The 25,999-nt window shown below is 56.6% G+C and carries 24 protein-coding genes; 9 read left to right on the top strand and 15 right to left on the bottom strand.

Features of this window, described 5'->3' with window-relative positions; translation table 11 throughout:
* Nucleotides 1-21: 21 nt before the first annotated feature.
* The 7 genes from QT230_RS13865 to QT230_RS13835 all read right to left on the bottom strand — a co-directional run bounded on the left by QT230_RS13865 (nucleotide 22) and on the right by QT230_RS13835 (nucleotide 6,774).
* Nucleotides 22-1,071 (bottom strand): putative 2-aminoethylphosphonate ABC transporter substrate-binding protein, encoded by a 1,050-nt coding sequence (locus tag QT230_RS13865; RefSeq protein WP_308322493.1) that lies wholly within the window; start codon nucleotides 1,069-1,071, stop codon nucleotides 22-24.
* A 119-nt stretch (nucleotides 1,072-1,190) separates the two neighbouring features.
* The gene (locus tag QT230_RS13860; protein WP_308322492.1) at nucleotides 1,191-1,901 is read right to left on the bottom strand and encodes a UTRA domain-containing protein; all 711 of its coding nucleotides are present in this window, start codon (nucleotides 1,899-1,901) and stop codon (nucleotides 1,191-1,193) included.
* On the bottom strand, nucleotides 1,894-2,619 hold the full coding sequence (locus QT230_RS13855; RefSeq protein WP_308322491.1) for an HAD-IB family hydrolase: 726 nt from the start codon (nucleotides 2,617-2,619) through the stop codon (nucleotides 1,894-1,896). Before QT230_RS13855 ends, QT230_RS13860 begins: the two co-directional genes overlap by 8 nt.
* A gap of 110 nt (nucleotides 2,620-2,729) precedes the next feature.
* Nucleotides 2,730-4,034, bottom strand: coding sequence for a TRAP transporter large permease subunit (locus QT230_RS13850; protein ID WP_308322490.1), 1,305 nt, complete (start codon nucleotides 4,032-4,034; stop codon nucleotides 2,730-2,732).
* Nucleotides 4,035-4,081: 47 nt separating this feature from the next.
* A complete protein-coding gene (locus QT230_RS13845; protein ID WP_308322489.1) occupies nucleotides 4,082-4,645 on the bottom strand; it encodes a TRAP transporter small permease in 564 nt (187 codons plus the stop codon).
* A 96-nt stretch (nucleotides 4,646-4,741) separates the two neighbouring features.
* Nucleotides 4,742-5,725, bottom strand: a complete 984-nt coding sequence (locus QT230_RS13840; RefSeq protein WP_308322487.1) for a TRAP transporter substrate-binding protein — start codon at nucleotides 5,723-5,725, stop codon at nucleotides 4,742-4,744.
* 68 nt (nucleotides 5,726-5,793) lie between these two features.
* Nucleotides 5,794-6,774 carry a LysR family transcriptional regulator gene (locus tag QT230_RS13835; protein WP_308322486.1) on the bottom strand — a complete coding sequence of 327 codons (981 nt, stop codon included), beginning with the start codon at nucleotides 6,772-6,774 and terminating at the stop codon, nucleotides 5,794-5,796.
* A gap of 359 nt (nucleotides 6,775-7,133) precedes the next feature.
* On the opposite strand from QT230_RS13835, the gene QT230_RS13830 reads away from it, so the two are divergent.
* The 3 genes from QT230_RS13830 to QT230_RS13820 are packed head-to-tail and all read left to right on the top strand — an operon-like array spanning nucleotide 7,134 to nucleotide 9,546.
* The gene (locus QT230_RS13830) at nucleotides 7,134-7,886 is read left to right on the top strand and encodes a 5-oxoprolinase subunit PxpA (RefSeq protein WP_308322485.1); all 753 of its coding nucleotides are present in this window, start codon (nucleotides 7,134-7,136) and stop codon (nucleotides 7,884-7,886) included.
* On the top strand, nucleotides 7,883-8,599 hold the full coding sequence (locus tag QT230_RS13825; protein WP_374694465.1) for an allophanate hydrolase subunit 1: 717 nt from the start codon (nucleotides 7,883-7,885) through the stop codon (nucleotides 8,597-8,599). The genes QT230_RS13830 and QT230_RS13825 overlap by 4 nt, the downstream gene beginning before the upstream one ends.
* A complete protein-coding gene (locus QT230_RS13820) occupies nucleotides 8,596-9,546 on the top strand; it encodes a biotin-dependent carboxyltransferase family protein (RefSeq protein WP_308322484.1) in 951 nt (316 codons plus the stop codon). Before QT230_RS13825 ends, QT230_RS13820 begins: the two co-directional genes overlap by 4 nt.
* Nucleotides 9,547-9,593: 47 nt before the next feature.
* On the opposite strand, the gene QT230_RS13815 is transcribed toward QT230_RS13820, so the two are convergent.
* From QT230_RS13815 to QT230_RS13795, 5 genes are all read right to left on the bottom strand, one after another.
* Complete coding sequence (locus QT230_RS13815) at nucleotides 9,594-10,625, bottom strand: leucyl aminopeptidase (protein WP_308322483.1); 1,032 nt, start codon at nucleotides 10,623-10,625, stop codon at nucleotides 9,594-9,596.
* 120 nt (nucleotides 10,626-10,745) lie between these two features.
* Complete coding sequence (locus QT230_RS13810) at nucleotides 10,746-12,266, bottom strand: sodium:solute symporter family protein (protein WP_308322481.1); 1,521 nt, start codon at nucleotides 12,264-12,266, stop codon at nucleotides 10,746-10,748.
* Nucleotides 12,259-12,447: a hypothetical protein gene (locus QT230_RS13805; RefSeq protein WP_064235471.1), complete on the bottom strand. Its 189-nt coding sequence runs from the start codon at nucleotides 12,445-12,447 to the stop codon at nucleotides 12,259-12,261. The genes QT230_RS13810 and QT230_RS13805 overlap by 8 nt, the downstream gene beginning before the upstream one ends.
* 21 nt (nucleotides 12,448-12,468) lie before the next feature.
* On the bottom strand, nucleotides 12,469-15,462 hold the full coding sequence (locus QT230_RS13800; RefSeq protein ID WP_308322480.1) for a c-type cytochrome: 2,994 nt from the start codon (nucleotides 15,460-15,462) through the stop codon (nucleotides 12,469-12,471).
* Nucleotides 15,455-15,943, bottom strand: coding sequence for a 2Fe-2S iron-sulfur cluster-binding protein (locus QT230_RS13795; protein WP_308322478.1), 489 nt, complete (start codon nucleotides 15,941-15,943; stop codon nucleotides 15,455-15,457). Before QT230_RS13795 ends, QT230_RS13800 begins: the two co-directional genes overlap by 8 nt.
* 504 nt (nucleotides 15,944-16,447) lie before the next feature.
* Between QT230_RS13795 and QT230_RS13790 the strand changes: the two genes are divergently transcribed.
* Genes QT230_RS13790 through QT230_RS13775 form a run of 4 tightly spaced genes read left to right on the top strand, consistent with a single transcriptional unit; the run spans nucleotide 16,448 to nucleotide 19,913 of the window.
* Nucleotides 16,448-17,608, top strand: coding sequence for an FAD-dependent monooxygenase (locus QT230_RS13790; protein WP_308322477.1), 1,161 nt, complete (start codon nucleotides 16,448-16,450; stop codon nucleotides 17,606-17,608).
* Complete coding sequence (locus QT230_RS13785) at nucleotides 17,605-18,423, top strand: alpha/beta hydrolase (protein WP_308322476.1); 819 nt, start codon at nucleotides 17,605-17,607, stop codon at nucleotides 18,421-18,423. Before QT230_RS13790 ends, QT230_RS13785 begins: the two co-directional genes overlap by 4 nt.
* Before the next feature lie 15 nt (nucleotides 18,424-18,438).
* Nucleotides 18,439-19,221, top strand: a complete 783-nt coding sequence (locus QT230_RS13780; protein ID WP_308322475.1) for an Asp/Glu racemase — start codon at nucleotides 18,439-18,441, stop codon at nucleotides 19,219-19,221.
* 11 nt (nucleotides 19,222-19,232) lie between these two features.
* Nucleotides 19,233-19,913 (top strand): N-carbamoylsarcosine amidohydrolase, encoded by a 681-nt coding sequence (locus QT230_RS13775; RefSeq protein WP_308322474.1) that lies wholly within the window; start codon nucleotides 19,233-19,235, stop codon nucleotides 19,911-19,913.
* Between the two features lie 40 nt (nucleotides 19,914-19,953).
* Here QT230_RS13775 and QT230_RS13770 read toward each other — a convergent pair whose 3' ends face one another.
* A complete protein-coding gene (locus tag QT230_RS13770) occupies nucleotides 19,954-20,436 on the bottom strand; it encodes a MarR family transcriptional regulator (RefSeq protein WP_308322473.1) in 483 nt (160 codons plus the stop codon).
* Between the two features lie 208 nt (nucleotides 20,437-20,644).
* Here QT230_RS13770 and QT230_RS13765 point away from each other — a divergent pair, with 208 nt between their 5' ends.
* Nucleotides 20,645-22,933, top strand: a complete 2,289-nt coding sequence (locus QT230_RS13765) for a molybdopterin cofactor-binding domain-containing protein (protein ID WP_308322472.1) — start codon at nucleotides 20,645-20,647, stop codon at nucleotides 22,931-22,933.
* Entirely contained in the window at nucleotides 22,933-23,901 is a 969-nt protein-coding gene (locus tag QT230_RS13760) for an XdhC family protein (RefSeq protein WP_308322470.1), read from the top strand. The genes QT230_RS13765 and QT230_RS13760 overlap by 1 nt, the downstream gene beginning before the upstream one ends.
* A 284-nt stretch (nucleotides 23,902-24,185) precedes the next feature.
* Here the strand turns inward: QT230_RS13760 and QT230_RS13755 are convergent, their stop codons facing one another.
* On the bottom strand, nucleotides 24,186-25,223 hold the full coding sequence (locus QT230_RS13755; protein ID WP_308322469.1) for a hypothetical protein: 1,038 nt from the start codon (nucleotides 25,221-25,223) through the stop codon (nucleotides 24,186-24,188).
* A gap of 132 nt (nucleotides 25,224-25,355) precedes the next feature.
* Nucleotides 25,356-25,967, bottom strand: a complete 612-nt coding sequence (locus QT230_RS13750; RefSeq protein WP_308322468.1) for a hypothetical protein — start codon at nucleotides 25,965-25,967, stop codon at nucleotides 25,356-25,358.
* Between the last annotated feature and the right edge of the window lie 32 nt (nucleotides 25,968-25,999).

Raw genomic sequence — 25,999 nt, 5'->3', positions numbered from 1 at the left:
GGGGCAACTGCTGATCTTGGCTTACTGTTCGGTTTTACCGTCGTAGCGGCGCTGCCACTCGGCCAGCACGCGCTCGCGATTGACCGCCGCCCACTTGAAGTCGGCATCGATCATGCGCTCGGTAATATCGGTGGGGTAGTTGTCGATGGGTTGTGCCACGCCGGGGTAGGCCACCACCGCATAGCCTTCGTTATACAGCTCGTTGGCCTCCCGTGAGATCGACCAATCCAGCAGCGTTTGCGCCGCTTCTTGCTTGTCGCTACCGGCCACAAGGGCAGAGGCTTCCATATCCCAGCCCAGGCCCTCTTCAGGGAACACGACCTCGATAGGCGCTCCCTGTGACTTCAAGCGGGCACCACGGAAGGCAAATGACACGCCCACCACGGTTTCACCGGTAGCAGCCAGGCTGCAAGGCGCGGAGCCCGAATGGGTGTAACGGGCGATGTTGTTATGCAGGCGGTCCATATAGTCCCAGCCCTGCTCCTCGCCCCAAAGCTGCAGCCAGCTGGCCACGTCCAGGTAGCCGGTACCCGACGAGTTGGGGTTGGGCATAATCACATGGCCTTCAAACTCAGGCTTAGTCAGATCTTCCCAAGAGCTGGGCATCGGTACGCCCTGGCGCTCGCCCTCAATGGTGTTGTAGCAAATTGCCGCGACCCAGGCGTCCATGCCCACCCAAGCCGGGTCTTCACCATCCCGATAGGCCGCATCGACAAATTTTGGGTCAAGATTTTCAACGCCCGCGGGTGCATAGCGCTCCAGCATGCCCTCGTCTTCCAGCACAAGCAGGCTGGTAGCGGCCAAACCCCAAATCACATCGGCCTGGGGGTTGTCTTTTTCTGCCAGCAGCCGGGCGGTAATCACGCCGGTGGAGTCACGCACCCAGTTAATCTCGATATCCGGATGAGCCGCGTTGAAGCGTTCGGCGTATTTTTGCAGGTCGTCGGACTCAACGGCGGTATACACGGTTAATTCAGTGGCCTGGGCATTGGCAGCAAGCACAGTTGAGGCAAGCGCAACGGCAGCGGTGCCTGCTAACAACGTGGAGGGGAATAAGCGGCGAGTGATCATGAGAGTAGTCTCCTGGCTGATTGGTATAGACCAGAAGTTTGCCGTGGTTAAATGACACCGCGATGACGCTTGTTTGACCGTTTTTTTAAGCGCTGATGATCGCCTTGAAGCAATCGCCGCTAACGCTGCCCCGAAAGCTCCACACTGATGCAAAGGGAATCGTGCAGCCAGTGCTCCTCGTCATACTCAATGGGGCGCCGCTGGTCGTCAAAAATGGCACGGTTAATATTTAACCCGGCAGTGCCGGGCGCAACGAATAGTTCTTCAGCATCCAAAGGCGACAACGCTTCCGACACCATGCGGATAGAGCGATTAGCCAGGTAGTGCCCCCAGCGCTCGCGCAGCAGCCCCCACAGAGACTGCCCGGCGTAGATATCCAGCAACTCGGGCGCGCGCTCGGGCACCACCCACAGCGACTCCACCAGCACCGCGCGGTCATCCACGTAGCGGCGGCGGCGAATATGCTGAAACGGCTGGTCATCCGGCAGGCCCAGCGCCCGAGCGGCAGGCGGGTGAACGCGGGCTTCCAGCTTCAAAACAGCGGTGCGAGGCTGTCGTCCCTGGGCGCGCACATAGTCGTTAAAGCCCGCGTCACGGGTGGGGTCGTAGACTAACCGGGCGGGAGAGATAAACCAGCCGCGCCGGTTGCTGCGGTGGATCAGGCCCTCCCCCTCCAACTGAGAAAGCGCTTGGCGCAGGGTGACGCGGGTGGTGGCAAAATGCTCGGCCAATACTCGCTCGGCGGGGAGTTTGCCTTCCCACTGGGCGGCGTTTTGGTCGATCAAGGTGCGTAGCTGTTCAGTTAACTGTAAATAGTAGGCGTCAGACATGCACCGGTTTTCCTGGCAAAGCGTTAGGCGACGAAGCGCTTGGGGGCGTCCGCCAGTCTAAGCGCCGCCACCCTTCAACGCTAGCCACCTCGGCCAGTACCGGGTCTGGGTTAACCGCCACAGGGCAATCCACGTACTGCAGCAGCGGGAGGTCGTTGCGGGAGTCTGAGTAGAAAGTGGTGTGGCTGGGGGTGATCTGTTGTTCGGCCAACCACTGTTTTAAGCGCAACACCTTACCGCCGCGATACGAAAAAATGCCTTCGCTGCCGCCGGTATAGCGCGCGTCTTCATTGATGCCGTGCTCCACGCTGAGCTCTACCGCCAGCACGTGTTCAATGCCTAAAGTGGTCGCAATCGGCTCGACCAGGTGACGCGACGAAGCAGAAATCAGCACCAGCGTATCGCCTGCCTGGCGATGCGATTCCAGGCAGGCCCAGGCCTGTTCAAAAATACGCGGCTGCAAGTGAGTAGCGACGAAGCGCTCGACCTCTTTCTGCACATCTCTCACCCGACGCCCACGCAGCGGCGCCAAGGTCATGGCTAAGTACTCTTCAAGCTTTAGCTTTCCGGCGTGATAGGCTTGGTGCATTTGCGCCGCCCGCGCCATAAAGGCTTCAGCATCGCTAATCCAACCTTGCTCTATCATCCATAAATTCCAGCGGTCGCTGCAGTCTCCATCCAGGAGGGTGTCGTCAAGATCAAACAGGGCCAGACGCATGGGGCACTCCTTTCATCGCGGGTTGGCGGCGCGTAGGGTATGCCAAATATGATGACAAGACGATGACGTTGATGGCTGCTCTGATGTTTAATTCTGGCCTACACGGGCGTTTAGCGAGTCATCGCCTCAGGTAGATAAAGAGCAATGCCTGGGAAGATATGCATTAAGGCAATCGCCAACAGCATTAGTAGGAAAAACGGCAGCGTCGCCTTGGTAATGGTCAAAATATCTTTACCGGTCAGCCCTTGAATCACGAACAGGTTGAAACCCACTGGCGGTGTAATCTGTGACATTTCGACCACCACGACCAGGTAAATACCAAACCAGATCAGATCGAACCCTGCGGCACTCACCAGCGGCATAATAATCGCGGTCACCAGCAGAATCAGCGAGATACCGTCCAAAAAGCAGCCCATTATCAACAGCAGCAACGTGAGTGCAATCAGTAGCATGGTGGGTGAGAGGCCCATCTCACCAATTGCCGTTGCCAGCTTCATCGGTACCTGGGTAAAGCCCATGGCCGAGGTCAGAAATGAGGCGCCGGCAATAATGAACGCGATCATGCAAGCGGTGCGCACGGCGGCAAACAGCGAGCTCTTAAAGATTTCGCGGTCAAAGTGACCGTTAAAGCGGGCAATCACAATCGATAGCACCACGCCGACGGCGGCGGCCTCGGTGGGCGACGCTAATCCGCCATAAATCGAGAAAATAATCCCGCCAATCAATAGCAAGATAGGTAACAGGGACCAAGTATTGCGTAGCTTTTCAGCAAAGCGCATGTCTGATTCATCTTCGCCGGTAAGCCCCTCGCGGTTGCCTTTAAGTAGCGCCCACAAAATGAGATAGGTCATGAACATCGCCAAGATCATCAGACCCGGACCGATACCGGCCATAAACAGCCTGGAGATTGACTGCTCGGTAACTACGCCGTAGACAATCAGCACGATAGAGGGCGGAATCAATAGCCCTAAAGTGGAAGCACTGGCCAGGGTGCCAATCGCCATATTGCTGTCGTAGCCACGCCGCTCAAGCTCCGGCAGGGTCATTTTGCCCACCGTGGCACAGGTGGCGGCTGAGGAGCCGCACACTGCCGCAAACATGCCGCTGCCAATGATATTGGTATGCAATAAACGCCCCGGCAGGCGATTCAACCAGGGCGAAAGGCCACGAAACATATTGTCAGCAAGCCCTGAGCGAAACAGTATCTCGCCCATCCAGATAAACATCGGCAGCGCGGTAAGATCCCAGCCGTAGCTGGCCCCCCAGAAGTCTGACGCCAAGATAGATGCCGGTGAGAACGAGCTGAAGAACTCTAGCGCTATCCAGGCCGTACCGATCAGAGCGAAGGCGATCCACACCCCACTACCCAGCAGCAACACGAGGGTGAATATGGTGGCGAGACTTAGTAGTAGCACGAGGATCTCTCCGATTTAGAGGGCAAACCAGCGGTTAGTGTCGACATTTAATGCTCCTCGCTGTCATCAGTCTCGATGGCCTCGCGAAAACTTGAGGGATCGTGTGCAGCGATTCGTAGCGCCATAAAGAGGGCTTCCGCCAGGGCCAAACAGAGCAGCCCGACGCTGGTCGCGAGGACGAGCTGGGGAATCCATAGAGGAATCGACATGAACCCTGAAGATACGTCGTTATAAGTCAGGCTCTCTCTGGCCAGCTCAATCAGGCCATAGCTCAGCATCAGGCTGATCGCCAACGCGATAATCAAACAAAACACCTCGAACCACACACGAATGGCCGAGGGTAACCGAGCAATTAGCAGCGTTACGCGTATATGCGCATGATGCACAAAGGTGTAGGCCAGCCCCAGAAAGGTCGCCCCAACCAATAGATAAGAGGCGATTTCCGAGACGCCGGTGATGCTTAAGCCCAAACGGCCCAGCCCCACCAGCACTAATAGCGCATCTACCAAGCGGAAGGTCACCTGAATCGCTATCAGCGCACAGATAACCACCATGCACGCCGCTGCACCCCAAGCACCCAGGCGATAGAGCTTGTCGAATTTAAACGTCATGTTCGCATGCCTCAGGCAGCACTTAAGAAAAAGCGCGTGGGAGAAACAGAGGCGGCAGCAAAGCCGCCGCCTCTGCAAGAGAGGTCGCAATGAGGACTAGCTGTCTTGCTGCTCGCGGTAGCTCTCTAGCGCCTGTTTGGCATCGTCATCGGCACGTGACTGCCAGTCTTCAAACAGTTGATCACCAGCCGCTTGAAGCGCTTCTGAAATAGCGTCGTTAGGTTCAGAGACAGAAATACCGTTCTCTTCCAAAACCGCCAAACTGGCATCGTTATCTTCGCGACTCATCTCCCAACCACGTTTTTCAGCCTCAGCCGCGGCTTTCATCAGCGCTTCCTGGGTCGCTTCGTCTAGGCCATCAAAACTACGCTGGCTGATAAACACAATATTTTTCGGCAGCCATAAGTTAGCGTTGGTGTAATCGGTCACGTAATCCCAAGCGGCCATGGCGTTACCAGTGGAGCTAGAGGTGATCATGGCATCAACCCGACCAGTGCTAAAGGCGGTGGGGATATCAGACTCTTCGGTCTCAGTCGGGCTGCCGCCCAGGTTTTCGACGAAGCGCTGGGTGTTAATATTCGGTGCACGGACGCGCAGACCTTCGAACTGCTCTGGTTCAGTAAGCGGCTCGGAGGTATAGATTCCTTGTGCAGGCCAGGCAACCGCGTAGAGTGGAATCAGCCCTTCATCGGCGAACAGCTCGGTGATCATCGGCTTGGTGGTTTCCCACAATGCGTAGGCCTCATCATAGCTACCCGCTACACCTGGCAGGGTATCGACTTCAAAGATCGGATCATCGTTGGAGAGCACCGAGAGGAAGACTTCACCAGCATCGATGGTCCCGCGACGAACCGACGACTTTATTTCTCCGTGGGCTATCAGTGAGCCACCGCTATGCACGGTAATGGTTAGTTCACCGTCAGTCGCTTCAGCCACATCTTCGGCGAACTGCTTAGTGTTTTGGGTATGAAAGCTGGCATCCCCGTAAGGCGTGGCCATCGTCCATTCCGCCGCGTGAGCCGACACCGTTAATCCGCAGGCGGTCGCCAGTAGCAGCGACGTCGTGATTGTCTTGCGCATCGTGAGAACCCTCTTATTTCTATTAAGTGTGGTGCTTCTAATCGTCCGTTGCTTCTAGTGCGTTGCTTCTAGTTCATTGCTTCGGTGGTACCAGAGGAGGCGCGGGTAGCAACCCAGCGCCCGGAGAAAAGTGTTGTTGTCATATCAGCACGCCGCGCCTGGGCGTAGCGGCAGGCACACTGCTGGGCCAAGCTGGCAACCCCTCGGCAAAAGCGCGGATGATTCGCATTGCGCCATATCGCATCATAATGCATGGCCGGTAACGGCACCGGCAGTTCAAGTCGGTAGAGCTCCCCCCGCTGCCACTCATCCAGCACCGTAGCCACTGGCAGCGCGCCGATCCCTAACCCTTCGGTGGTCATGCGTACAATCGTCATCAAGGTACTAACGCTATGAATACGCGGGCTGGCCACGGCCTGCTCTGCCAGGTAATTCACCAGCTCCGCATAAGGGCGCGCCTGCTTACCAAACGAAATAAACGGCAGTTGTTTACCCCAGGTGTCGGCACTTTCACTTAGCAGTTTGGCGTGCCGGGGAGACACAAACATGCCCATCTCATAGGGGCTGAGTGACTCATACTCAATCTGCTTCTGCGGCGAATAGCCATTCATCGCCAGCACAATATCCAGTTCATTGCTCAGTAGCCGCTCATTCAGCACCGGCGAATAATCAACCGTCAGTTCTATGGTGAGACGCGGGTACCGCTCGGTGAGCCTGCGCATAAAGTCGGGAAACCAGCTATGGGCAATGGTTTCAATCGTGCCGAGCCGAAGTGGTGCAGAAAAAGCCTCTTCGCTATCGAATAGCTTCATTGCCTCATCACGTTGGTGCAGCATTCGCTCTGCGTGGACAAAGAACTCACGACCGCGCATGGTCGGCTGGATAGGCCGAGCAGACCGTTCCAGCAGCAACTCTCCCACCGTGGATTCAAGGCGTGAAATACGCTCAGATACAGAAGGCTGGGTAAGGTGCAGGCGGGTCGCCGCCTTACGGAAGGAGCCGAGCCTTACCGCCCATACAAACGCCTCAAGTTCTTTAAAATCGAGCATAGTGACTCGCCTACCAATGACCTTCTAAAGTGGAAAACAGCGTTGCGCCGTTGCATCGTGACTGCCGAGGGTTACCACACAGCTAGCATGTCACTATGCAACTTTGAGACCACTCCCGACAGCGCAACTCGACCAACGTTATTATCACGCCGCACCTATACTGTGATAAGCGTATCGCTCCTCACCGTCAACCATTTTTCAATAAATAACAACATGATAGGAGCGCCCAATAGTTAGTATCGACAAAAACGATTGGCACTGAGCAAACCGACTTCATATATTGGTGTTGGCTTCGCGTTTTGCTTCAGCCAAGTGAAAGCACTAATAACTGAAAGCCCCCATAACTAACAGGAGTCGCTATGGCCATCCCCCTGCTTAATTGCGATATGGGCGAAAGTTTCGGCAACTGGCGCCTTGGCCTGGATACCGAGGCGATGCCTTACGTCGACTGTGCCAATATCGCCTGCGGCTTCCACGCCTCCGACCCCCACGTGATGCGCCACACCGTCAAACTAGCGGTTCAAAATGACGTACGTATTGGCGCGCACCCTGGCTACCCGGATTTGATGGGTTTTGGGCGGCGCTCCATGGCCTGCTCGCCAGAAGAAGCGGAAGATATGGTGCTTTATCAAGTGGGAGCGTTGGTGGGCATATGCCAAGCCGAAGGCACTCAACTCAGCTATATCAAACCGCACGGTGCGTTGTATAACGACATGGCCGCCAACCCGGCGCTACTGGAGGGCGTGATGCGTGCCGTACGGGCTTATGACGCCAGTCTGCCGTTAATGATTATGTCCACCGCCAACCCCGAGCCACACCGCGAGTTAGCCGCCAAAATGGGTATTACCCTGTGGTTCGAGACCTTTGCTGATCGCGCCTACGACGCCAATGGCCACCTGGCTTCGCGGCGTTTACCCAATGCCGTTCACCACGACCAAAACACCATCGTCAATCAAGCCATTATGCTGGCCAAAGGCGAACCGCTCACCGCACTCGACGGTACCAAGCTGCCGTTAGCCTGCGACACCCTCTGTGTTCACGGCGATAATCCTGAATCCGTGGCTGCCGTTCGCGCTATCCGCGAGGCCTTTCAGGCGCTGGAGCAGGCGTGAAAGCCAATATTGAAAAAAACATTGAAACCGCCGCCATGGACGCTCTGCTGGTGCGCCTGTTCGACGCCATCGACGAAACCAATATGGCCTGGGTAATCGCTGCCGACCAAGCGCTGCGTAACGCCTTTGGGGGCGTGTTAATTGACTTGGTGCCCTCTTACACCACGCTGTTGCTGCATTACGACTGCTTGCAGTTAACTCATAGCGAGGCGATTCAACTTATTCACAAGGCACTTTCAGGCCTTACCCCTGTGGATACTCAAGCCGGTGAACTGCACGATATCCCCGTGTGGTACGACGAAAGCGTCGGCCCTGAACTGCCCCTGGTCGCCAAGCGCGCAGGTATCAGTGTGGACGAGCTGATCAAGCAGCACTGCAACCACGACTACTGCGTCTTTGCATTGGGTTTCGCGCCTGGCTATGGCTTTATGGGCTTGGTAGATGAAGCAATCGCCACGCCACGCTTGAAAACACCGCGCCGCAAGGTCGCTGCCGGTAGCGTGGGCATTGCCGATCGTCAAACCGCCATTTATCCACTGCTCTCCCCGGGTGGCTGGAACATTCTGGGGCGCACCAATGTGCCGCTATTCGAGCATGCCAAGCGTGGCGAGCCGTTGTTCCGTCCCGGTGACAAGGTGCGTTTTAGAGCCATCTCTCGAGCGGAATTTGAAGCGGACGGTGGCGACACCACGCCCATGGAGGAGCGGCCATGAGCCAGAACGCCACGAATCACGCACAAGCAGGAATGATCGTTAAACAGGTAGGTCCGCTGGCACTGATTCAGGATGCCGGGCGGTTTGGCGTTGGCCATTTAGGGGTTACCCAGGGCGGTGCTGCCGACTGGATCGCATTTAATTGGGCCAACTGGCTGCTGGGTAATGCGCTAAACAGCGCCGCGCTGGAAATTGTTATGGGCGGCGGCCTGAGCTTTGAAACCGAACGCGAAGTGCGCCTGGCGCTGACCGGTGCGGATCTGGACGCCCAATTGGATGGCAAGCCGCTCGCTCCCAATGCCAGCTTTAAGCTACTGCCCGGCCAACGCCTAGTGTTTCGCCAACCGCGCCAGGGCCTACGCGCCTACCTAGCCTTTCCCGGCGGGCTAAACGCGCCAGAGGTGCTGGGCAGCCGTGCCTGCACCGCCCGGGAACAGCTGGGCGGCCTGCATGAAGATGGTAAGCCCTTAAAAGTCGGCGACCGCTTGACCTGGAAAGGCACCGCCCCTGCGCTACGCCGTATTCCTGAAGGCCAAGGCCCGCGCATACCCACCTCGGGCTGCCGCTTGCCTATCGTGCTCGGTTCGCAAATCGCCTCGTTTAGCGGTCGCGCACTATTCCAGGTGTTCAACCACCCCTGGAAAGTGGATAACCGCGCCGACCGCATGGGCGTCCGGCTCACAGGCCCTGCGCTACACGGTTCGCTTACGGGGATTATTTCCGAAGGCATTCCGCTGGGGGCGGTTCAGGTACCGCCGGATGGTCAACCCATCGTACTGATGAACGACCGCCAGACCATTGGCGGCTACCCGCGTTTAGGCGCTCTCACCCCGATGGCCTGCGCCACCCTGTCACAATGCCTACCCGGCACCGAGGTGTGGCTTACACCAGTCAGCGCCCGCCAGGCGCAGGATGATTATCGTACACAGTTAAACACATGGATTTGAAGTAAAAAAAGCCCCAACCGGGGCTTTTTCAGCATACTGCTGACGCACTAACTGCTAGCCATTTGCAGCTCTTTAACGACGATATCGCCATCAATCACGATAGGCTCATCATCGAGAAACAGCGAACAGTTGCGCATGGGGATATCCAGGTGGCAGGCGGTATCGTTAGACCCGCCCAGTTCGCTGTTCGGGCCGGTTGAGAACATCACGTTGCCATAGAAACTGCGCGGCTCCATCCCCATACCCCCGGGGAACTCGCCCGGCACCATACGGTGCCACTTGGCATTCGGGTTCATACCCCAGCCCACATGGCTCATCCCCAGGCCGCGCGGGTCGTTAAAGCTATCCATATAGGATTTCACCAACTCGGCATCCAGCCCGCCGCGTATATCACTAATCCAGCCCTTTTCGATGGTGTACGTAATGGGCTCTCGGACGTACATATTCTGCGGCAGCAAGATGTCGCCTGGCGCCACCACAATGGTGCCATCAACGCCATCGTCATCGCCGCCGGTAAATACAAAGCCAGAGGGCCAGTGATCCCAGCGACCAGGCTCATCGGTGCAGGCATACTCGGCGACGGTAGCGTACGTATTCAGTTGGTAGGTGACATCGGTGCCGTGGGGCGAGGTGATGCGCATCACCTTGGCTTTTTCCAGTAGCGCGGCGGCCAGCTCGACCTTTTCGCGCAGCTCCTGGGTGGGCAGCATTCTGGCCAGCAGCTCAGGCGGCTCAACTGCCGTCAGTATGCGCGTACCGGCGGCTTGAATCGCCATTTGCTCCGGCGAGAACAGCAGGAAGATGCAGTCGATCAGCATGTCGCAGTTCTTTAGCGCCTCCACCGCATCGGGCATGCTGGCAAGCCCCGTTGCTCCCACGGCCCAACCACCTGTGGGTAGTGGTGCGGGTAACCGCATATGGTACATATTGGCGCCTAAGCGCTGCCCCGCCGCCATAAAGGCGTCGGCATAATCAAGGCGTTCGCTACCCTGGGTTAGCACGACGAGCTTTTCGCCTTCATGTACGCCAGACATTTTTAGCTGGTGGAGGCAAATTTCCGTAAAGCTTGCATGATCCATAACGTCTCCAAGCTTCCCGGGCGCATGCTCCGCTATAGCGTACCGGGAAGAGTTTGCTGAGAGCGCTTAAGCTCGCCAATGGGCATACCCAGCGCTCTATGGTTTGGCCGGAATAAGCAGCTAGGCAGCCGCCTCTTTAGACACCTGATCGTTAGAAGAACGACGTTTTTTTCCCAGTTCTTCAGCAATGGCGGTAAAGAATGCATCCGTGGTGGCTTGATGGGGTTTGGTCACGAGACTGACGCCAACAAACAGCACACTGGCGACCACAATGCCCCATACGCCGGCAGGCAGGCCCAGCAGCGAGTTACCGGTGGCATACATCAACAGTACAAAGGCGCTAGTGCCCACCACGCTAACCAATGCACCGGCAGCCGTGCCGCGTTTCCAATAGAAGGCGCCAATTAATGCAGGCACCATGGCGACTAGGCCCGACGATGCAGCCACTGACAGCACCGCAATCAGGTCAAGCTGCAGCTCGGCGAAGGCTAACGCCATTAGCGCAATCACCGGCACCACAAACTTACCCACCAGCAGTTGACGCTTTTCACTAACGTTAGGTTTGACGTTGGCATACACATCACGGGAGACCATGGAGGCCAGGGTCAGCATGATCGAGTCAATGGTGGACACAGCTGCGGCCATAATGCCGATCATCACGATGACGCCTAGCACGGGTGGGACAAACTCTGAAGCCAGCAGTGTCGGTGTGGCCAAATCCGCCCGTTCCAGACTCGGGAAAGCAGCCAAGGCGGAGAAGCCCCATAGCACCGACACCATGGTGTAGATAAAACCAAATACCAGGAAGCCAATCAGCATATGACGCATCGAGCGCAGCGAAGAGGGCATAAACAGGCGCTGACTGACTTGGGGATTCGAGAGGCTAAAGAAGAACCAGGGAATCGTCAGCCCCAGGAAAGTGACAAAGCTGAATAGTCCTGAGCCAGGCACCGTTAGCGACTGGGGGTGCTCCGTTGCTAGCGTATCGAATAGCGCGCCAAAACCACCCAGGCCCTGAATAACCAGAAAGGCCACCAGTGTTGAGGCGACAATCATCATGATCGCCTGGAGGGAGTCGGTCCACATCACCGAACGAATCCCGGCGATATAAGAGAAAAAGATCGCGATCACCGTGGCTAATACCACCCCGGTGGTAAAGGTAATCGCCCCATCGGTAATGCCTTGCAGCAGGTAACCTACGCCAGCAAGCTGAACGGCCGAGTAGGGAATCAGGAAGATACAGCTGGCGATGGAGATGGCCATGGCCACATGCTTGCTGTTGTAGCGATGTCCTAACATCTCGCTTGGAGTCACAAAGCCGAATTTTTTGCCCACCGCCCAGAATTTGGGCCCAAAGATAGCCACCAGCGAAACACCGGCAAAGTAGATAATTTCAAAGCCCAGCGCGCCAACGCCACCGGCATAGGTAAGGCCTGCCAGACCCACCATCATAAAGGCGCTGTAAGTAGTGGCGCTGTAACTTAGCGCAGAGACAAAACCGTTCATTTGTCGGTTGCCCAGGAAGTATCCCGACATACTTTTGGAGGCGTCGTCTGAAGCGCCTTGGCGAGACATAATCGCGATGCCGATCGCAATCAATAAGTAGATGGCAATGGACCACCAGATGAGTGATTCAGTCATTGCTGTGCTCCTCAAAATCTTTAGTGATAAACACGTTCAGAGCAATAACCGCTAACCCTGCACACGCCCAAAACAGGAAGCTGCCGTACCAGAGCGCGACACCGCTCAATAGGGTGTAAGGCACTAAATAGCTCAGCAAGACGACGGCCCAAACTAGCCATATCCATTTACTACGTTTCATAGTCCACCTCGTTTTATTACGTCAGGGAGTAGAGTGAGTGTTGTTGTGGTGAGGCTGGCGTAAATCAGCAATGCGTTGTTTTACTTGTTGCCAAGGCGCTTTCTTTGGGGCAAAGCGCGCTCGAAGATAGGTCGCCAAATCAGCGACCTGGGTATTACTAAAACTGTCGGCAAAGCCAGGCATATTACCAACGCCGGGCACGTGCTCCGCGTGAATACCACCCAAAATTGACTGAATAACGTTATCGGGGTGATCACTATGCAAATTGGTATTCAGCGCCAGGTTGATCCTCGCGCTTGAAAAGGTCGGCACACCAGACGCCACATGGCAGGCAGCACAGGAACCTTCAAATAGCCGCTCGCCTGCCTCCAGTTCGGGGGCGCTAAGCGCTGCGCTTGCCACGCGCTGTTCTGCCCCCGCCACATCGGCATCGCTATTGCCTGTGGGCGCCTGCATTTGGGCGGCCACGTAATGGGCAATGGCGCGCACGTCGTATTCAGGCAACTCGCCCAAGCCCGCTACCACCGGGGCCATCGGGCCGGAAGCAACGCCATGCAGTGCCGATTCGCCCTGGCGTAGATAGTCGTAAAGCGATGCTTCACTCCACGGTACAGGGGCACGCGACAAGGTATTCAGCGGTGGCGCTTCCCAGCCATCCACAAAGGCACCGGCCAAATACGCCCCGCCACTTTTTTCCGCGCCCATGGCATTGCGGGGGCTATGGCAAGCGCTGCAGTGGCCCAACCCTTCGGCAAGATAGGCGCCTCGGTTGTACAGTTCGCTCTGTAGGGGGTCAGGTTGGAAGGGCGCCGGATCGTGGTAAAGGGTATTCCAACCCGCCATTAAGGCGCGCACGCTGAAGGGAAAAAAGAGGTCATTCGTGTTTTTTCCAGCCGCCACTGGCGGCTGGGCCATTAAGTAGGCATAAAGCGCCTGCAAGTCGGCATCACTGGTTTTGGCAAACGCCGTATAGGGGAAAGCGGGATACAGGTGGCTGCCATCACGGCTAATGCCGTGGCGCATGGCCCGCTCAAACGCCGCGTAGGACCACTGGCCAATCCCCGTTGCTTCATCCGGGGTAATATTAGTGCTGAAAAGCGTACCAAAGGGGGTTTCGAAAGCACGTCCGCCCACATTGGTCACGCCACCTACGGAGGTATGGCACGCCGCGCAATCGCCCGCTGCAGCGACCAGCCGCCCGCGCTCGATGGTCTCGGCGGAATAGAGGTTGGCAGCGGGCCTGGAAATGGGCGCGATTGCCCCTTTCCACGGCCAGGCCATGGCCGCAGTGCCTGCCATGGTGGTGAACGCAGCAGCTGCCAACCAGCGCCGTTTCGTGGAGCGCGACTGTTTAAATCGCTTAGATGGCCGCCCTGAGCCCTCGGTCGCCGATTCTTCAAGTGCTTGGCGTACGCGGTTGGCGGTAAACGGCGGTTGACGAAAACGCAGGCCGGTGGCATCAAACAGCGCATTGGCGATAACCGCAACACCCGGCGACAGCTCCGCACCGGTTAATACGTCTTCCCCAACAGCGGCCACCGAAGCACTAGGCGAATAAATGGTTGGCGAAGAAACGGTTGGCGCTAGCGCTGAAGATTCATGTTTAGTCAGCGCACGACTGCCATCCCCCCACTCGTCGAAACGGGGTTCATGCCCCAAAAAGGGGCGCGCTTCGCCCAACACGCGAGCCTGTAACGTCTGCTGCAGACGCGCCGTATCAATATCAGGGCCGGCATCCTGCCCCACCACCAGGCGGGTAAGCTGCACATCGCCGGTAATACGATTGACCTCCACATCGGCAATCCAGGCCGAGCGCACCCCCGCTTCCACCCGTTGATCCCGGTCGGGTAGCTGGGAGTAGGCAAAGCCTCGCCCGCGTAGTAGATCCTGGGATAGTGATTCCGATGATGGATTGGACGAACGTTGCCACTCGGCCCGTTTAGCCACGGACTCAATCAACTCAATGCCCCGCGCATCCTCTAGATGACGCAGCCGCAGCGCGATGGGGTCTTGTTCGCTCTTGCGGGCAACCTCATCTAAAAAGGATTCCCGCGCAAATGTCTGCTGTATACCGATCAAGGTGGGATTGGTGGTGAGCGAAGCTGGCTGGGAGCGTACGGCAAGGTATTGATCGCGAAATACATAAGGCGAGAACGGCGGTGTGTCGTTATCTCCAGTTGGGAACTCCGTCAGCTCGGCGATTGCGGCGGCGCCGCTTAGCCACAGCCCGACGGCGGCCACCTCACCGGTGAGATTGGCCTGCTGATAGCGATAACGGGCTATCTCACCGTCACTGGAGAGATCCGCATTTAGGCTAATCCGCTGCGCTTGCCCTAGCGCTTCAACGTCCTTGGCGTAGCGGGCATCAAGCCAAACGGCGACGGGGCTGCCCACTGCCCGCGACATCAACGCGGCATCTACGGCGGCATCATCGCCGCAGTGGCGGCCCAACCCCGACGCCCGCTGCGTTGAGTGGTTATTAACAGCACTGTAAAGTTCGATCTGGCTGACATCCAGCGCGGTTAACCGGCTTAGATCCTGCTTCAGCGCCACAGGGGTGGCGGTCTGCCCCCACACACTCAATTGCTGGTCGCTATAATCGGCGATTACCCAGCTGGGATGATTACCCCAGCGCATTCGACTGGGCCAACCATACGCATGGCTCGCCGATGCGTATGGCGGGTGACTCTCTTCAACGGGCATTTTAGCGGGCGATTTATCAGCGGCTTGACGAACAGTTCGCCACTCCACTTTCAACTGTTTAGCCGCATCGGTTGCCAAAGCCAAACTATCGGCCACCACCCCCACAAAGTCCCCTTCCACCACCACGTCGATAGGGCCGGAGAGTGAGGCGAGGCTATTTTTGTCGACGCCAACCAAGCGGTCACTTGCAAAGCGCCCGTCGCTCCAACGGTAGCAAGGGGGTCGCACCACCACACCGTAGCGTGCCTTCGCCAGCAGTGCGGAGGTACCGGCCGGTGCCTGCTGGCCATTGAGCATCGACCCATCACTCATAAGGTGTCTCCTCCAGCGCGACCGCATTAATCACTACGGCACGTTCAGCTGCCTGGAGAATTTCAACGTGGGTACCGCAGCGGCAAAGGTTATGCTCTAACGCCGCGCGGATCTGCTCTGCAGTGGGCTGGGCATTATGATTTAACAGCCCGCGAATAGTGATGATCATGCCGTTCAAACAGTAGCCACACTGTGCCGCCTGGGCATCGATAAAGGCCTGCTGCACAGGATCAAGCTGGCCATTCTGGGCAAGTCCATCAAGGGTCGTCACGTTATGCCCAACGGCGGCGGATACAGGCAGCACGCAGGTACGTGCCGCCATACCGTCGATCAGTACGCTACATGCACCACACTCACCTAAGCCACAGCCATATTTCGGGCCATTGAGCGCCAGATCATTACGCAGCACATTGAGCAGCGGCGTCTGCGGCGGCACCGCTAGCTCACGTTCTTGCCCATTGATAGTTAGCTTTAGCGTCATAGGGATCGTCATCGTTATTGTTAAAGCAGCCATCTCGCTAAGGCATTGGGACTGGCTTAGATACTACTAATAAATACTGCCTTTCCAAACACGCTTCGAGGCACTTGATAGCTCGCCTATTGTCACCTTTGCCATCCACTTTGCACCAGCAGTGTGCAGTGCTTTCCATAACCGCTCATTCAAGTGCATACGCCATAAAAAATAGACTATTAAACGTATAGCACTCAATTGAGGTGTCTTTCAAGTTTTTCAAAAAACCATAAAAACCACCAAATAATTAATAAAATTCAATAATTTAAAGACAAATCAACCTATTTTACTCGCAAAAAATATTTTACGCCTTAATTCTTGACCAAGAATTAAATGGTGTATACGTTGTTTTATAGCATTCGCAACTATTACTGAAAAGGGCCTTATAACGCAGACAGTCAAGCGAAAACCCTCCCCTTAAGTGATGTACGCAGAAACCAGTACGCAGTGAATAAACAGCGAGGAAATAACCCTATGAATAATAAACCCACCATTGCCGTCATTGGTGCAGGTCTTGGCGGTGCTGCTGCAGGCGCGCTGCTGCAGCAAGCGGGTTACCCCACCAAGGTGTACGAACAAGCCCCGGCATTTGCCCGCCTGGGAGCAGGCATTCACCTGGGCCCCAATGTGATGAAAGTCATGCGCCGCATTGGTATTGAAGAGCAGCTCAACGCCATGGGGTCGCACCCCGACTACTGGTTTAGCCGTAATGGCATGACGGGGGAGTATCAATCACGCATCCCGCTGGGTGAGTTTGCTCGAGACAACTACGGCGCGGCCTATATCACCGTGCATCGTGGCGACCTACACGAACTAATGGTCAGCACGCTTGATCAGGACAATCTCTATTTCGATAAACGCCTGGTCGATGTGGATGACAGCGGCGACAAAGTGGTCATGACCTTCGCCGATGGCTCAATCGAAGAGGCCGATTTGGTGATCGGCGCTGACGGCGTTAACTCGCGCCTGCGCGAGAAGCTGCTCGGCCCTGAAGCGCCTATTTACAGCGGGTGGGTCGCCCACCGAGCGATTATCTCGGCGGAAAAGCTCAAAGCATACGACCTGGATTTTGAAGCCTGCGTAAAGTGGTGGTCAGAAGATCGCCATATGATGGTCTACTTCGTCACCGGCGACGAGAAAGAGTACTACTATGTCACGGGCGTGCCTGAACCCGACTGGAATCACGGCACCTCTTTTGTTGATAGCTCCCGGGAAGAGATGCGCAAGGCATTCGAGGGTTACCACCCCACCGTGCAAGCGCTAATCGACTGCACCGAAAGTGTTACCAAATGGCCGTTACTGGAGCGCAACCCGCTGCCGCTATGGCATGAAAACCGCCTGGTGCTGCTCGGTGACGCCTGTCACCCGATGAAGCCGCATATGGCCCAGGGTGCGGCCATGGCCATTGAAGATGCCGCCATGCTGGTGCGCTGCCTGGAAGAAGTGGGCGCAGAGAAGTACCAGCAGGCCTTTGAGCTTTACCGCACCAACCGATTTGAGCGCGCCTCCCGGGTACAGCAGGTTTCCCACGACAACACGTGGCTTCGTCAAGACGAAGACCCGGCCTGGGTGTTTGCCTACGACCCCTTTGAGGTTCCGCTAAAACAGCCGATCAACGAAAGGAGCCCGGTATGAGCAGCACTTATCTTTATGGTGCCAACCTGCACGCCAATGGTATTCGTCAGCACTACCTGCGCTTCGGCGACAGCACCGAGACATCGCGCCAGCCGTTGGTACTGATACCGGGCATTACCAGTCCGGCGATTACCTGGGGCTTTGTAGCTGAGCGCCTGGGGCAGCACTTTGATACTTATGTACTCGACGTTCGTGGCCGTGGCTTATCCTCTACCGGCCCTGATCTCGCCTACGACACCGACACCTGCGCCGACGACGTGATCGCCTTTATCGAGGAACTGGGGCTCAACAACGTCATCCTGGCGGGCCACTCCATGGGCGCACGTTTTGCCCTGCGCGCCATGAGCCGTGGCGCCAAAGGCGTCGACAAGCTGGTACTGATCGACCCGCCCGTTTCAGGGCCAGGTCGTCGGGAGTACCCCAGTAAGCTGCCCTGGTATGTGGACTCGATTCGCGACTGCACACGTGCTGCCGATATCGAGACCATGCGCCACTACTGCCCCACCTGGAGCGATGACCAGCTGCGGCTGCGCGCCGAATGGCTGCACACCTGCTATGAACCCGCCATTGTTCAGGCGTTTGAAGAGTTTCATAGCGTCGATATCCACCAGGATTTTCCTGGCATCAAGGTGCCCACGCTGCTGATGTGTGCGGGTAAGGGCGGGGTTATCCAAGACGAAGATCGCACTGAAATTATCGACCTGCTGCCGACGATTCGCATCACCACCGCGGCACAGGCGGGCCATATGATTCCCTGGGATGACTTCGATGGCTTTTTCGCTGCGTTCGAAGACTTCCTGGGTACACAACTCTAACAAAGGCCAATGATCATGACCCACAACGCTATCACCCACAGTTCCATGACCAGGACATACCGTATCGGCCAGATCGTCCCCAGCTCCAATATCACCATGGAGACCGAAATCCCGGCGATGCTGGCGGCGCGGCAGTTGATACGACCAGAGCGTTTTACCTTCCACTCCAGCCGTATGCGTATGAAAACCGTCAGCAAGGACGAGCTGGCTGCCATGGACGCAGAGTCTGACCGCTGCGCTCTGGAGCTGTCTGATGCGGCGGTGGATGTAATGGGCTACGCCTGCCTGGTGGCCATTATGGCCATGGGCCCTGGCTACCACCGCGAATCCCAGCAGCGGCTGCGCAGCCGCACTAAAGAGAACGGCTGCGATACACCCGTGGTCACTAGCGCAGGCGCCCTTGTGGATGCCCTGGGTGTGATGAAAGCCAAGCGCGTCGTGGTAGTGGCACCCTATATGAAGCCGCTCACCGAGATGGTGGTCGACTATATCCGTCAGGAAGGTATTGAAGTGCTCGACTACCGGGCGCTTGAGATCCCCAATAATCTGGATGTCGCCCGCCACGACCCGGCTAATCTGCCGGAGATTGTCGCCAGCCTGGATTTAAGCAATGTGGATGCGATTGTGCTGTCAGCCTGTGTGCAAATGCCGTCGCTGCCTGCCGTTTCCAAGGTAGAGGCCCTAACCGGAAAGCCGGTAGTCACTGCCGCGATTGCGACGACTTACGCCATGCTCAAGGCACTCGATTTAGAGCCTATTGTGCCGGGTGCGGGCGCTCTCTTATCAGGGGCTTACTAGGAGATAGCGCTATGACAAACCCCAGTCAGGCAACCAGCGGCAGCGATGTTGGTGGCAGCTCTTTAGATGACAGCTTAGATAACAACTACAAAGGCGTCTGGGATGGCCGCATTGGTTTTGGCAAAAAACCGGTGCTCTTAGTGGTCGATTTTATGCAGGGCTACACCACCCTGGGCTCGCCGCTATTTGCCCCGGGCGTAGTAGACGCCGTGGCCAATATGCCGCCGCTGTTAAATACCGCGCGGCGGACGGGCACGCCCGTTATCCATACCAATATTCTGTATCACGCCCCGGATCAGATCGATGGCGGCATTTGGGTTAAAAAGGCACCGGTGATGCGGGCCATGGTGGCGGGAAATCCCTACGCAGAATTCTGCCCTGAGGTGACACCTCGTGAAGACGAACTGGTGATGACCAAGCAGTATGCCAGCGCCTTCTTTGGCACCTCGCTGGCTTCCACGCTGGTCGCCATGGGCGTCGACACGCTGATCATTACCGGCTGCTCCACCAGCGGCTGCATTCGCGCCACCGCGGTGGATGGCCTGCAGCACGGTTTTCGGGTCATGGTGGTACGCGACTGTGTCGGCGACCGCCACCCAGCGCCCCATGAAGCCAATCTGTTTGATATCGACAGCAAGTATGGCGATGTGATTGGGCTGGATGAGACGCTGGGTTACTTAATGAAGCGTTAGAAGTGCCGGGAGTGCGGGTGAGAGGCGTGCCATGATGGTGTCACCCATCCGCGTTCATTTTCTCCAGCAGATGCATCAACGCAATCCGCTCTGCGGGGTTTAGATTTTTCATGGTCTGATCGCTGATCTGCTTGGCCCTGGGCACCATGCTCTCGACTAATTCGGCACCGGGCTCGGTAATCACGACCATAACTTTACGTTGATCATTAGGGTCTGTGGTGAGCGAGATCCACTCACGCGCTTTAAGGCGTTTAATGACGCCGCGGATCGTGGCTGGGTCGATCGCCGTGGCGTTGACAATATCGGTCAGCGAGCTGGGGCCACGCTCCATCACCGTGCACAGCGTGACAAACTGAATGGCCGTAAGTTGTTTATCGCTGCTATAGCGCTGAAAGATAGCGGTATGCCGCTGGTAGGCTTTACGCAGCAGATGCCCTACCTGTTCGGAAAAATCATAGCCCTGCTCACTGGGTGTAGGGTGCTCGCCGGAAGACGAGTGGTGAAGCGCACGATCCGTTGTCATTCCCTCTCCTTTGAGTAATGGCGGCGTTGTAAAACGATTATGGCACTGGTCAGCATGGCGTTACATCAACGCACGAAATACTGCTTGCGCTGGCACAATTCATCATGCTTTTATGGTGTACACGCTATAATTTTACCTTAGTTACCGCCATATCATCACCTCAAATATCAACCCACACATTCATTTAAGCATAGCGCGGGAGGCAGACATGGCGGGTAAGCTGGACTATACAAGAGAGTCGCTGCTTAATGACCCCGACCTTCTGGTAGTCTACCGAGACCCGGTAACGCCTCCCAAGCCCGCCCCAGGACAGCCAGGTACACACTCAAACTTCACTCCGCTTGAGCCCGAGATATTCATTGCCGTATTGAGTGACAGCCATGTCGTGGCTTTCAACGGCCACGTAGACCTGGGCACCGGTATCCGCACCGCGCTGGCACAAATCGTTGCGGAAGAGCTCAACGTTGGTTTCGATAGCGTCACCATGGTACTGGGCAACTCCTGTGAAGCACCCAACCAAGGCCCCACCATCGCCAGTGCGACGATCCAGATCACCGCTGAGCCACTGCGCCGGGCCGCAGCTCAAGCGCGGGAGTATCTGTTAGCACTTGCTGCCAGCCACTTTGACACTGAGCGCGCTCTACTTAGTTGCCAAGACGGCGCTATTTATCTCAACGACACTATTCATTCCAACGATAAGCACCGTCTGTCCGTCAGCTATGGGGCGTTACTGCAGGGCGCCCGCCATGCGCTAAAGCTTGTCGATCACGCGCCGCTTAAGCCAACCAGTGATTACACCCTGGTGGGGCACTCTACCTCGCGTGTGGATATTCCCGATAAAGTCACAGCAACATTGACCTTTGTGCACGACCTGCGCCTGCCCGGCATGCTGCATGGACGCGTCATTCGGCCGCCTTATGCAGGTTACGACAGTGGCGACTTTATCGGCACCAGCTTAGTGGCTGTGGATGAAAGCTCCGTGGCGCATTTGCCAGGCGTGGTCAGCGTCGTGGTGATCGGTGACTTTGTTGGTGTGGTGGCCGAACGTGAAGAGCAAGCCGCCGCCGCAGCCAAACAGCTAAAGGTAGAGTGGCGGCCAATCAAAGGCCTGCCTCAACTGGACGATATCGAGAAAGCGCTGCTCGACCTGCCCAGCAAGCAGCGCGTACTGCTCGAAGAGGGTGACCTCGACAGCGCCCTGGCCGCCGCCGACCAACCCATCAACCGACACTATGTGTGGCCATTCCAATTGCATGGCTCCATTGGCCCCTCGTGCTCCGTCGCCGATGCCCAAGAGGGTGCCCTGCATGTTTGGTCGGGTAGCCAGAACCCGCATAGCCTGCGAGCCGATCTCGCCCGCCTTACCGGCCTGGATGAGAGTGTCATTACGATTACCCGCATGGAGACCTCGGGCTGCTATGGCCGCAACTGCGCTGACGACGTTGGTGCCGATGCCGCGCTGCTCTCACGGGCAGTGGGCCGACCTGTCCGGGTACAGTTGACCCGTGAGCAGGAGCACAGCTGGGAACCTAAAGGGGCAGCCCAGTATATGGCCATTCAGGGCGGCTTGAACGCAGATGGTAGCCCGGCAGGCTATCGTTTTAGCACACGCTACCCTTCGAACAGTGCGCCCACGCTGGCACTACTGCTGACTGGGGCAGCGCCGCCTATCGATATCCCCTTTGAGATGGGCGACCGAACGTCGGTGCCGCCCTACCGCTACCCTCACCGGCAGATAATCTGTGACGACGTGCCGACCCTGGTGCGCGCCTCCTGGTTACGCGGCGTCTCGGCGCTGCCCAACACCTTCGCCCACGAAAGCTATATCGATGAGCTCGCCTATTGGGCGGGCGAAGATCCTGTCGCCTACCGGTTGCGTTACCTAGCTGACGACCGCGCCAGTGAGCTTGTCGAAGCGCTAGTCAAACGCGCGAACTGGGAGCCTGGCATTGCCAATGCCAGCCCGAGAAGCGATGGCGATTGGCGCTATGGCCGCGGCTTCGCTTACGCCCAATACGTACATAGTAAATTCCCGGGCTTCGGCGCCGCACTCGCCGCCTGGGTGATTGAATTGAGAGTCAACGTGAAGAGTGGGCGCATTGTGGTCGAGCGCCTATACGTAGGACAAGATGCGGGACTCATGGTGAACCCTGCTGGCGTTCGCCACCAAGTGCATGGCAATGTCATCCAAATGCTCAGCCGCACCCTAAAAGAGCGGGTAACCTTTGAGAATGGCCTACCCACCAGCAGAGAGTGGGGCGGATACCCCATTCTGCGTTTCTCCGAGCTGCCCCCCATCGATGTGATGCTGCTCGATCGTCCTGAACTGCCGCCACTCGGCGTGGGAGAGTCCGCCTCCCTGCCTGGCGCCCCCGCGATGGCTAACGCCCTCTTCGACGCCACAGGGGTACGCTTTACCCATCCCCCTTTTACGCCTGCCGCCGTTCGCGAAGCACTACATGCGGCTCTTAGGCTCCCCATGGAGGCGGTCAGTTAATGCACCACCTAGATCTACAGGTGATTGAGCGCGCGCTGCAATGGGCCAATCAGGGGCTGACCGTTTGGCTGTGTACGGTGCTAAAAACCTTTGGTTCATCGCCCCGGGAGCCGGGCGCCATGCTGGTAGCGTGTGACACTGGGGAGTACCTAGGTTCGCTTTCGGGCGGCTGTGTTGAGGAAGATTTTATTGCACGGCTACATAGCGGTGAATTTGCCCAGCCGGTGCAACAGGTAAGCTACGGTGGCGACAATGGCCCAGCGAACACCTACCTACCCTGCGGAGGCAGCCTTGAGGTGCTGGTTGAGCGGCTAGCGCCAACTACTGAAAATCTCACCCATCTTGAAGTGATGCATGCCACCCTGCTGGGCCGCCAACCGCTAACCCGTTGCATTAAATTGGATGGCAGCGGCAAGCGGTTTAACCCTGCGAATAACTCCGAGCCCGCCGTCACTTTCGATACGAATAGCGTCAATATCCGTATCGGCCCCGCACTACGGCTGATTATCGCGGGAATCTCCGCTATCTCTTCGCCCTGCGCGCTGTTTGCCCAATCGCTGGGGTTTGAAGTGATTGTCTGCGATCCCCGAGACGCCGCTCGCGAGAATTTTGCCGTCACCGATGTGGAAGTTCAGGCAGTACTGCCCTCCGTGTTTATCGCTTCGGGCGGTTGCCATGCCAATACGGCGGTTGTCGCCTTGACCCATGACCCGCGTATTGACGATTTAGCCATGATCGAAGCCGTCCGTACGGAGGCGTTTTACATTGGGGTTATGGGCTCTCAGCAAACCTCGCAACAGCGTGCCACACGGCTGCTACGTTCTGGTGGGCTGACGAAAAGCCAAGTGGCCAGAATCGCCATGCCCATTGGGCTCAATCTGGGGAGCAAAACACCGGCGGAGATCGCGCTGGCCGTAATGGCCGATATAGTTCGCCTCTATCGCGGAAAACAGCGCCATACCTTGTAGCGATATTATAGTCATCGTGATGGCGGCAGCCCAATCCAGGCAGCGGTCGCTTTGAGGTTATGCATATGCTCCGCTACCGCTTGCCTCCAGAGGAAATAGCAAGGGACCTCCCCCCCAAGTCACCCTCATAAAAAAACGCTGGTCAAGGCGTTGCACGCCATACCGGGCGCACAACGAGCCCCCCTCCAGCGGGGCTGAGTCTGCAAGTAATCAATATTGGCAATTTTGACACAACCTAACTAGGGTGCCTTTTTACTTAATGCTAGCCAGCTTTCGCGCCAGCACTATTCCATATGTAGCAGCGTATAAAGCGCCTCACTGGCATGGCGCTCATCGCGCTCGTCAATACTCCCGATACCCATTTCACGGTCGTTGTCGTACACCACAAAGACGCGCTCGTGATCCAAAACGGCCAAACCCTCTGCTTTGTGTTCAAACTCAAACGGCGTTCCATCTAGTGCGCGAATCAGTTCAGGCGGCTCGCCGGTGGTGAGGTTATCCAGCTCCATTAACCATAAATAACCGCCAATGCGGGCGACGTTGTCGACCTCAGTTTCAAAGCTGGTCATCAGATAGAGCCGATGATGATAGGGGTCATACTCAAGACTCGATAGACCGCACTCGATGGTTACCCCTTCCTGCTCAGTCGGTTCAAACGAGTAAAATTCGCGCAGTTCATCAATAAACTCGAGGTTGCCGGAACTGTTCACCACGTAGTGGGCGCCCACCACACGGCTCACATAGGAGAAATCATCGTGGCGCTGCCCCTGTTCACGCACGCCAAAAAGCAGCAGCCCATCGCCCAGCTCGCCCGGTACCGCCGCAAGCCCTTCAATCTTGTAATAGGGAAGGCCAATGGCGTTATTAAGCTTATTGCGTAACTCCAGCGACCCTTCAACACCATCACGGGGGTCAGGGTCCACTGCCTGCGCTTTGTCTGGCTCGCCAAGCGGCCAGATGAGCAGGTGGTTATAGGCATTCAGGTCGTGGGTCACATTATCGATACGATCAAAGCCAGTGGTGGCTAACACGTGCTTGCCATCAGCGGTTAACGCAAAGTCTTCATACTTTACCGCGCGCTTAATCAGCGGCGTTGTAAAGTACTCAAGCTGCGAATCATCAGGCCCCTCTGCCGTCATTGGCAGGGCAAAAACTGCAGAGCGATGCTCCCCAGGAATCGGCTTATCGCTGGCCAATAGCAACCGCTCTCCGTCGTACATCACCGCCGACACTTCCGCGTTGGCGAGCTTGCCCTGCTCATCGCGAAGACCCACGGGAAAGCAGTGAATACTGCCCTGCTGCAAAATTCTGGCTTTCTGCATCGTTATGCTCCTTATGAAGATCACTGATAGAGACAGCGCCGACGTTTGAAAACTCCATGATTTGAAAAGTGATGTTTTGCGAGTGCGAGAGGGGATAAACGCATGCAGTACTAACAAAAAGCCGTTTAAGTATTAGTAGAGTTCGGACAGCTCTGAAGCAACCTGAAGGCTCACGTGCTTACAATTCTCGCTATCCAGCTCGATAGTGGGAAGGGTTACACGACAAATTATTCCGCTGAATCTAGCCGTAAAGGTTCCTGTCTCGGAGTCAATGTCATAACTTTCCAGTTCGAGTTTCACGTCCTCGCTCATACCATCGGACCCCCAGTAAAAACTACCTTCTGGATCAGATTCCCATGTAATTTCAGCACCCCGAGTCTGTTGCCCCTCAGCATCAATAAAAGCAAAGACCGTTATCAATCGATCTGCTACAACGGGTATTAGCGCATCCAAATTCTCGGCTGCTTGCGGATTTTCATAGCCAGTGATGGCTATGGCGTATTCCAGTTTGTCTGGCTCATCGGCAAGATATAAACTAGAGCTAATGTACGTAGATGACCTATAATAGGCATCATCACCTACGTTCACGGACACCGTCTCGTAGATCGTCTTGGTACCATCTGCAGTGATCTCAACGGTACCTGTTGCTCTTAGCGGTTCTGCATGAGCCCCAGCCCAGCCTGTTAATAAGAGCATCACGGATACGGCCAAAATTGCGCCCCAATTCTGCAAAAAGCCTGTCATCACATATTCTCTGTGGAACACTCATCCTAATC

The sequence above is a fragment of the Halomonas sp. SpR8 genome (genome assembly GCF_031010195.1).
In the GTDB taxonomy this organism is placed as follows: domain Bacteria; phylum Pseudomonadota; class Gammaproteobacteria; order Pseudomonadales; family Halomonadaceae; genus Vreelandella.
This window is presented reverse-complemented; position numbering and strand designations above follow the sequence as displayed.

What these genes read in the sequence shown, in the direction of transcription:
- QT230_RS13865 (WP_308322493.1), bottom strand. Translation starts at nt 1,071, where the DNA reads ATGATCACTCGCCGCTTATTCCCCTCCACGTTGTTAGCAGGCACCGCT.
- QT230_RS13860 (WP_308322492.1), bottom strand. Translation starts at nt 1,901, where the DNA reads ATGTCTGACGCCTACTATTTACAGTTAACTGAACAGCTACGCACCTTG.
- QT230_RS13855 (WP_308322491.1), bottom strand. Translation starts at nt 2,619, where the DNA reads ATGCGTCTGGCCCTGTTTGATCTTGACGACACCCTCCTGGATGGAGAC.
- QT230_RS13845 (WP_308322489.1), bottom strand. Translation starts at nt 4,645, where the DNA reads ATGACGTTTAAATTCGACAAGCTCTATCGCCTGGGTGCTTGGGGTGCA.
- QT230_RS13840 (WP_308322487.1), bottom strand. Translation starts at nt 5,725, where the DNA reads ATGCGCAAGACAATCACGACGTCGCTGCTACTGGCGACCGCCTGCGGA.
- QT230_RS13835 (WP_308322486.1), bottom strand. Translation starts at nt 6,774, where the DNA reads ATGCTCGATTTTAAAGAACTTGAGGCGTTTGTATGGGCGGTAAGGCTC.
- QT230_RS13830 (WP_308322485.1), top strand. Translation starts at nt 7,134, where the DNA reads ATGGCCATCCCCCTGCTTAATTGCGATATGGGCGAAAGTTTCGGCAAC.
- QT230_RS13820 (WP_308322484.1), top strand. Translation starts at nt 8,596, where the DNA reads ATGAGCCAGAACGCCACGAATCACGCACAAGCAGGAATGATCGTTAAA.
- QT230_RS13815 (WP_308322483.1), bottom strand. Translation starts at nt 10,625, where the DNA reads ATGGATCATGCAAGCTTTACGGAAATTTGCCTCCACCAGCTAAAAATG.
- QT230_RS13810 (WP_308322481.1), bottom strand. Translation starts at nt 12,266, where the DNA reads ATGACTGAATCACTCATCTGGTGGTCCATTGCCATCTACTTATTGATT.
- QT230_RS13805 (WP_064235471.1), bottom strand. Translation starts at nt 12,447, where the DNA reads ATGAAACGTAGTAAATGGATATGGCTAGTTTGGGCCGTCGTCTTGCTG.
- QT230_RS13800 (WP_308322480.1), bottom strand. Translation starts at nt 15,462, where the DNA reads ATGAGTGATGGGTCGATGCTCAATGGCCAGCAGGCACCGGCCGGTACC.
- QT230_RS13795 (WP_308322478.1), bottom strand. Translation starts at nt 15,943, where the DNA reads ATGACGCTAAAGCTAACTATCAATGGGCAAGAACGTGAGCTAGCGGTG.
- QT230_RS13790 (WP_308322477.1), top strand. Translation starts at nt 16,448, where the DNA reads ATGAATAATAAACCCACCATTGCCGTCATTGGTGCAGGTCTTGGCGGT.
- QT230_RS13785 (WP_308322476.1), top strand. Translation starts at nt 17,605, where the DNA reads ATGAGCAGCACTTATCTTTATGGTGCCAACCTGCACGCCAATGGTATT.
- QT230_RS13780 (WP_308322475.1), top strand. Translation starts at nt 18,439, where the DNA reads ATGACCCACAACGCTATCACCCACAGTTCCATGACCAGGACATACCGT.
- QT230_RS13775 (WP_308322474.1), top strand. Translation starts at nt 19,233, where the DNA reads ATGACAAACCCCAGTCAGGCAACCAGCGGCAGCGATGTTGGTGGCAGC.
- QT230_RS13770 (WP_308322473.1), bottom strand. Translation starts at nt 20,436, where the DNA reads ATGACAACGGATCGTGCGCTTCACCACTCGTCTTCCGGCGAGCACCCT.
- QT230_RS13765 (WP_308322472.1), top strand. Translation starts at nt 20,645, where the DNA reads ATGGCGGGTAAGCTGGACTATACAAGAGAGTCGCTGCTTAATGACCCC.
- QT230_RS13760 (WP_308322470.1), top strand. Translation starts at nt 22,933, where the DNA reads ATGCACCACCTAGATCTACAGGTGATTGAGCGCGCGCTGCAATGGGCC.
- QT230_RS13755 (WP_308322469.1), bottom strand. Translation starts at nt 25,223, where the DNA reads ATGCAGAAAGCCAGAATTTTGCAGCAGGGCAGTATTCACTGCTTTCCC.
- QT230_RS13750 (WP_308322468.1), bottom strand. Translation starts at nt 25,967, where the DNA reads ATGACAGGCTTTTTGCAGAATTGGGGCGCAATTTTGGCCGTATCCGTG.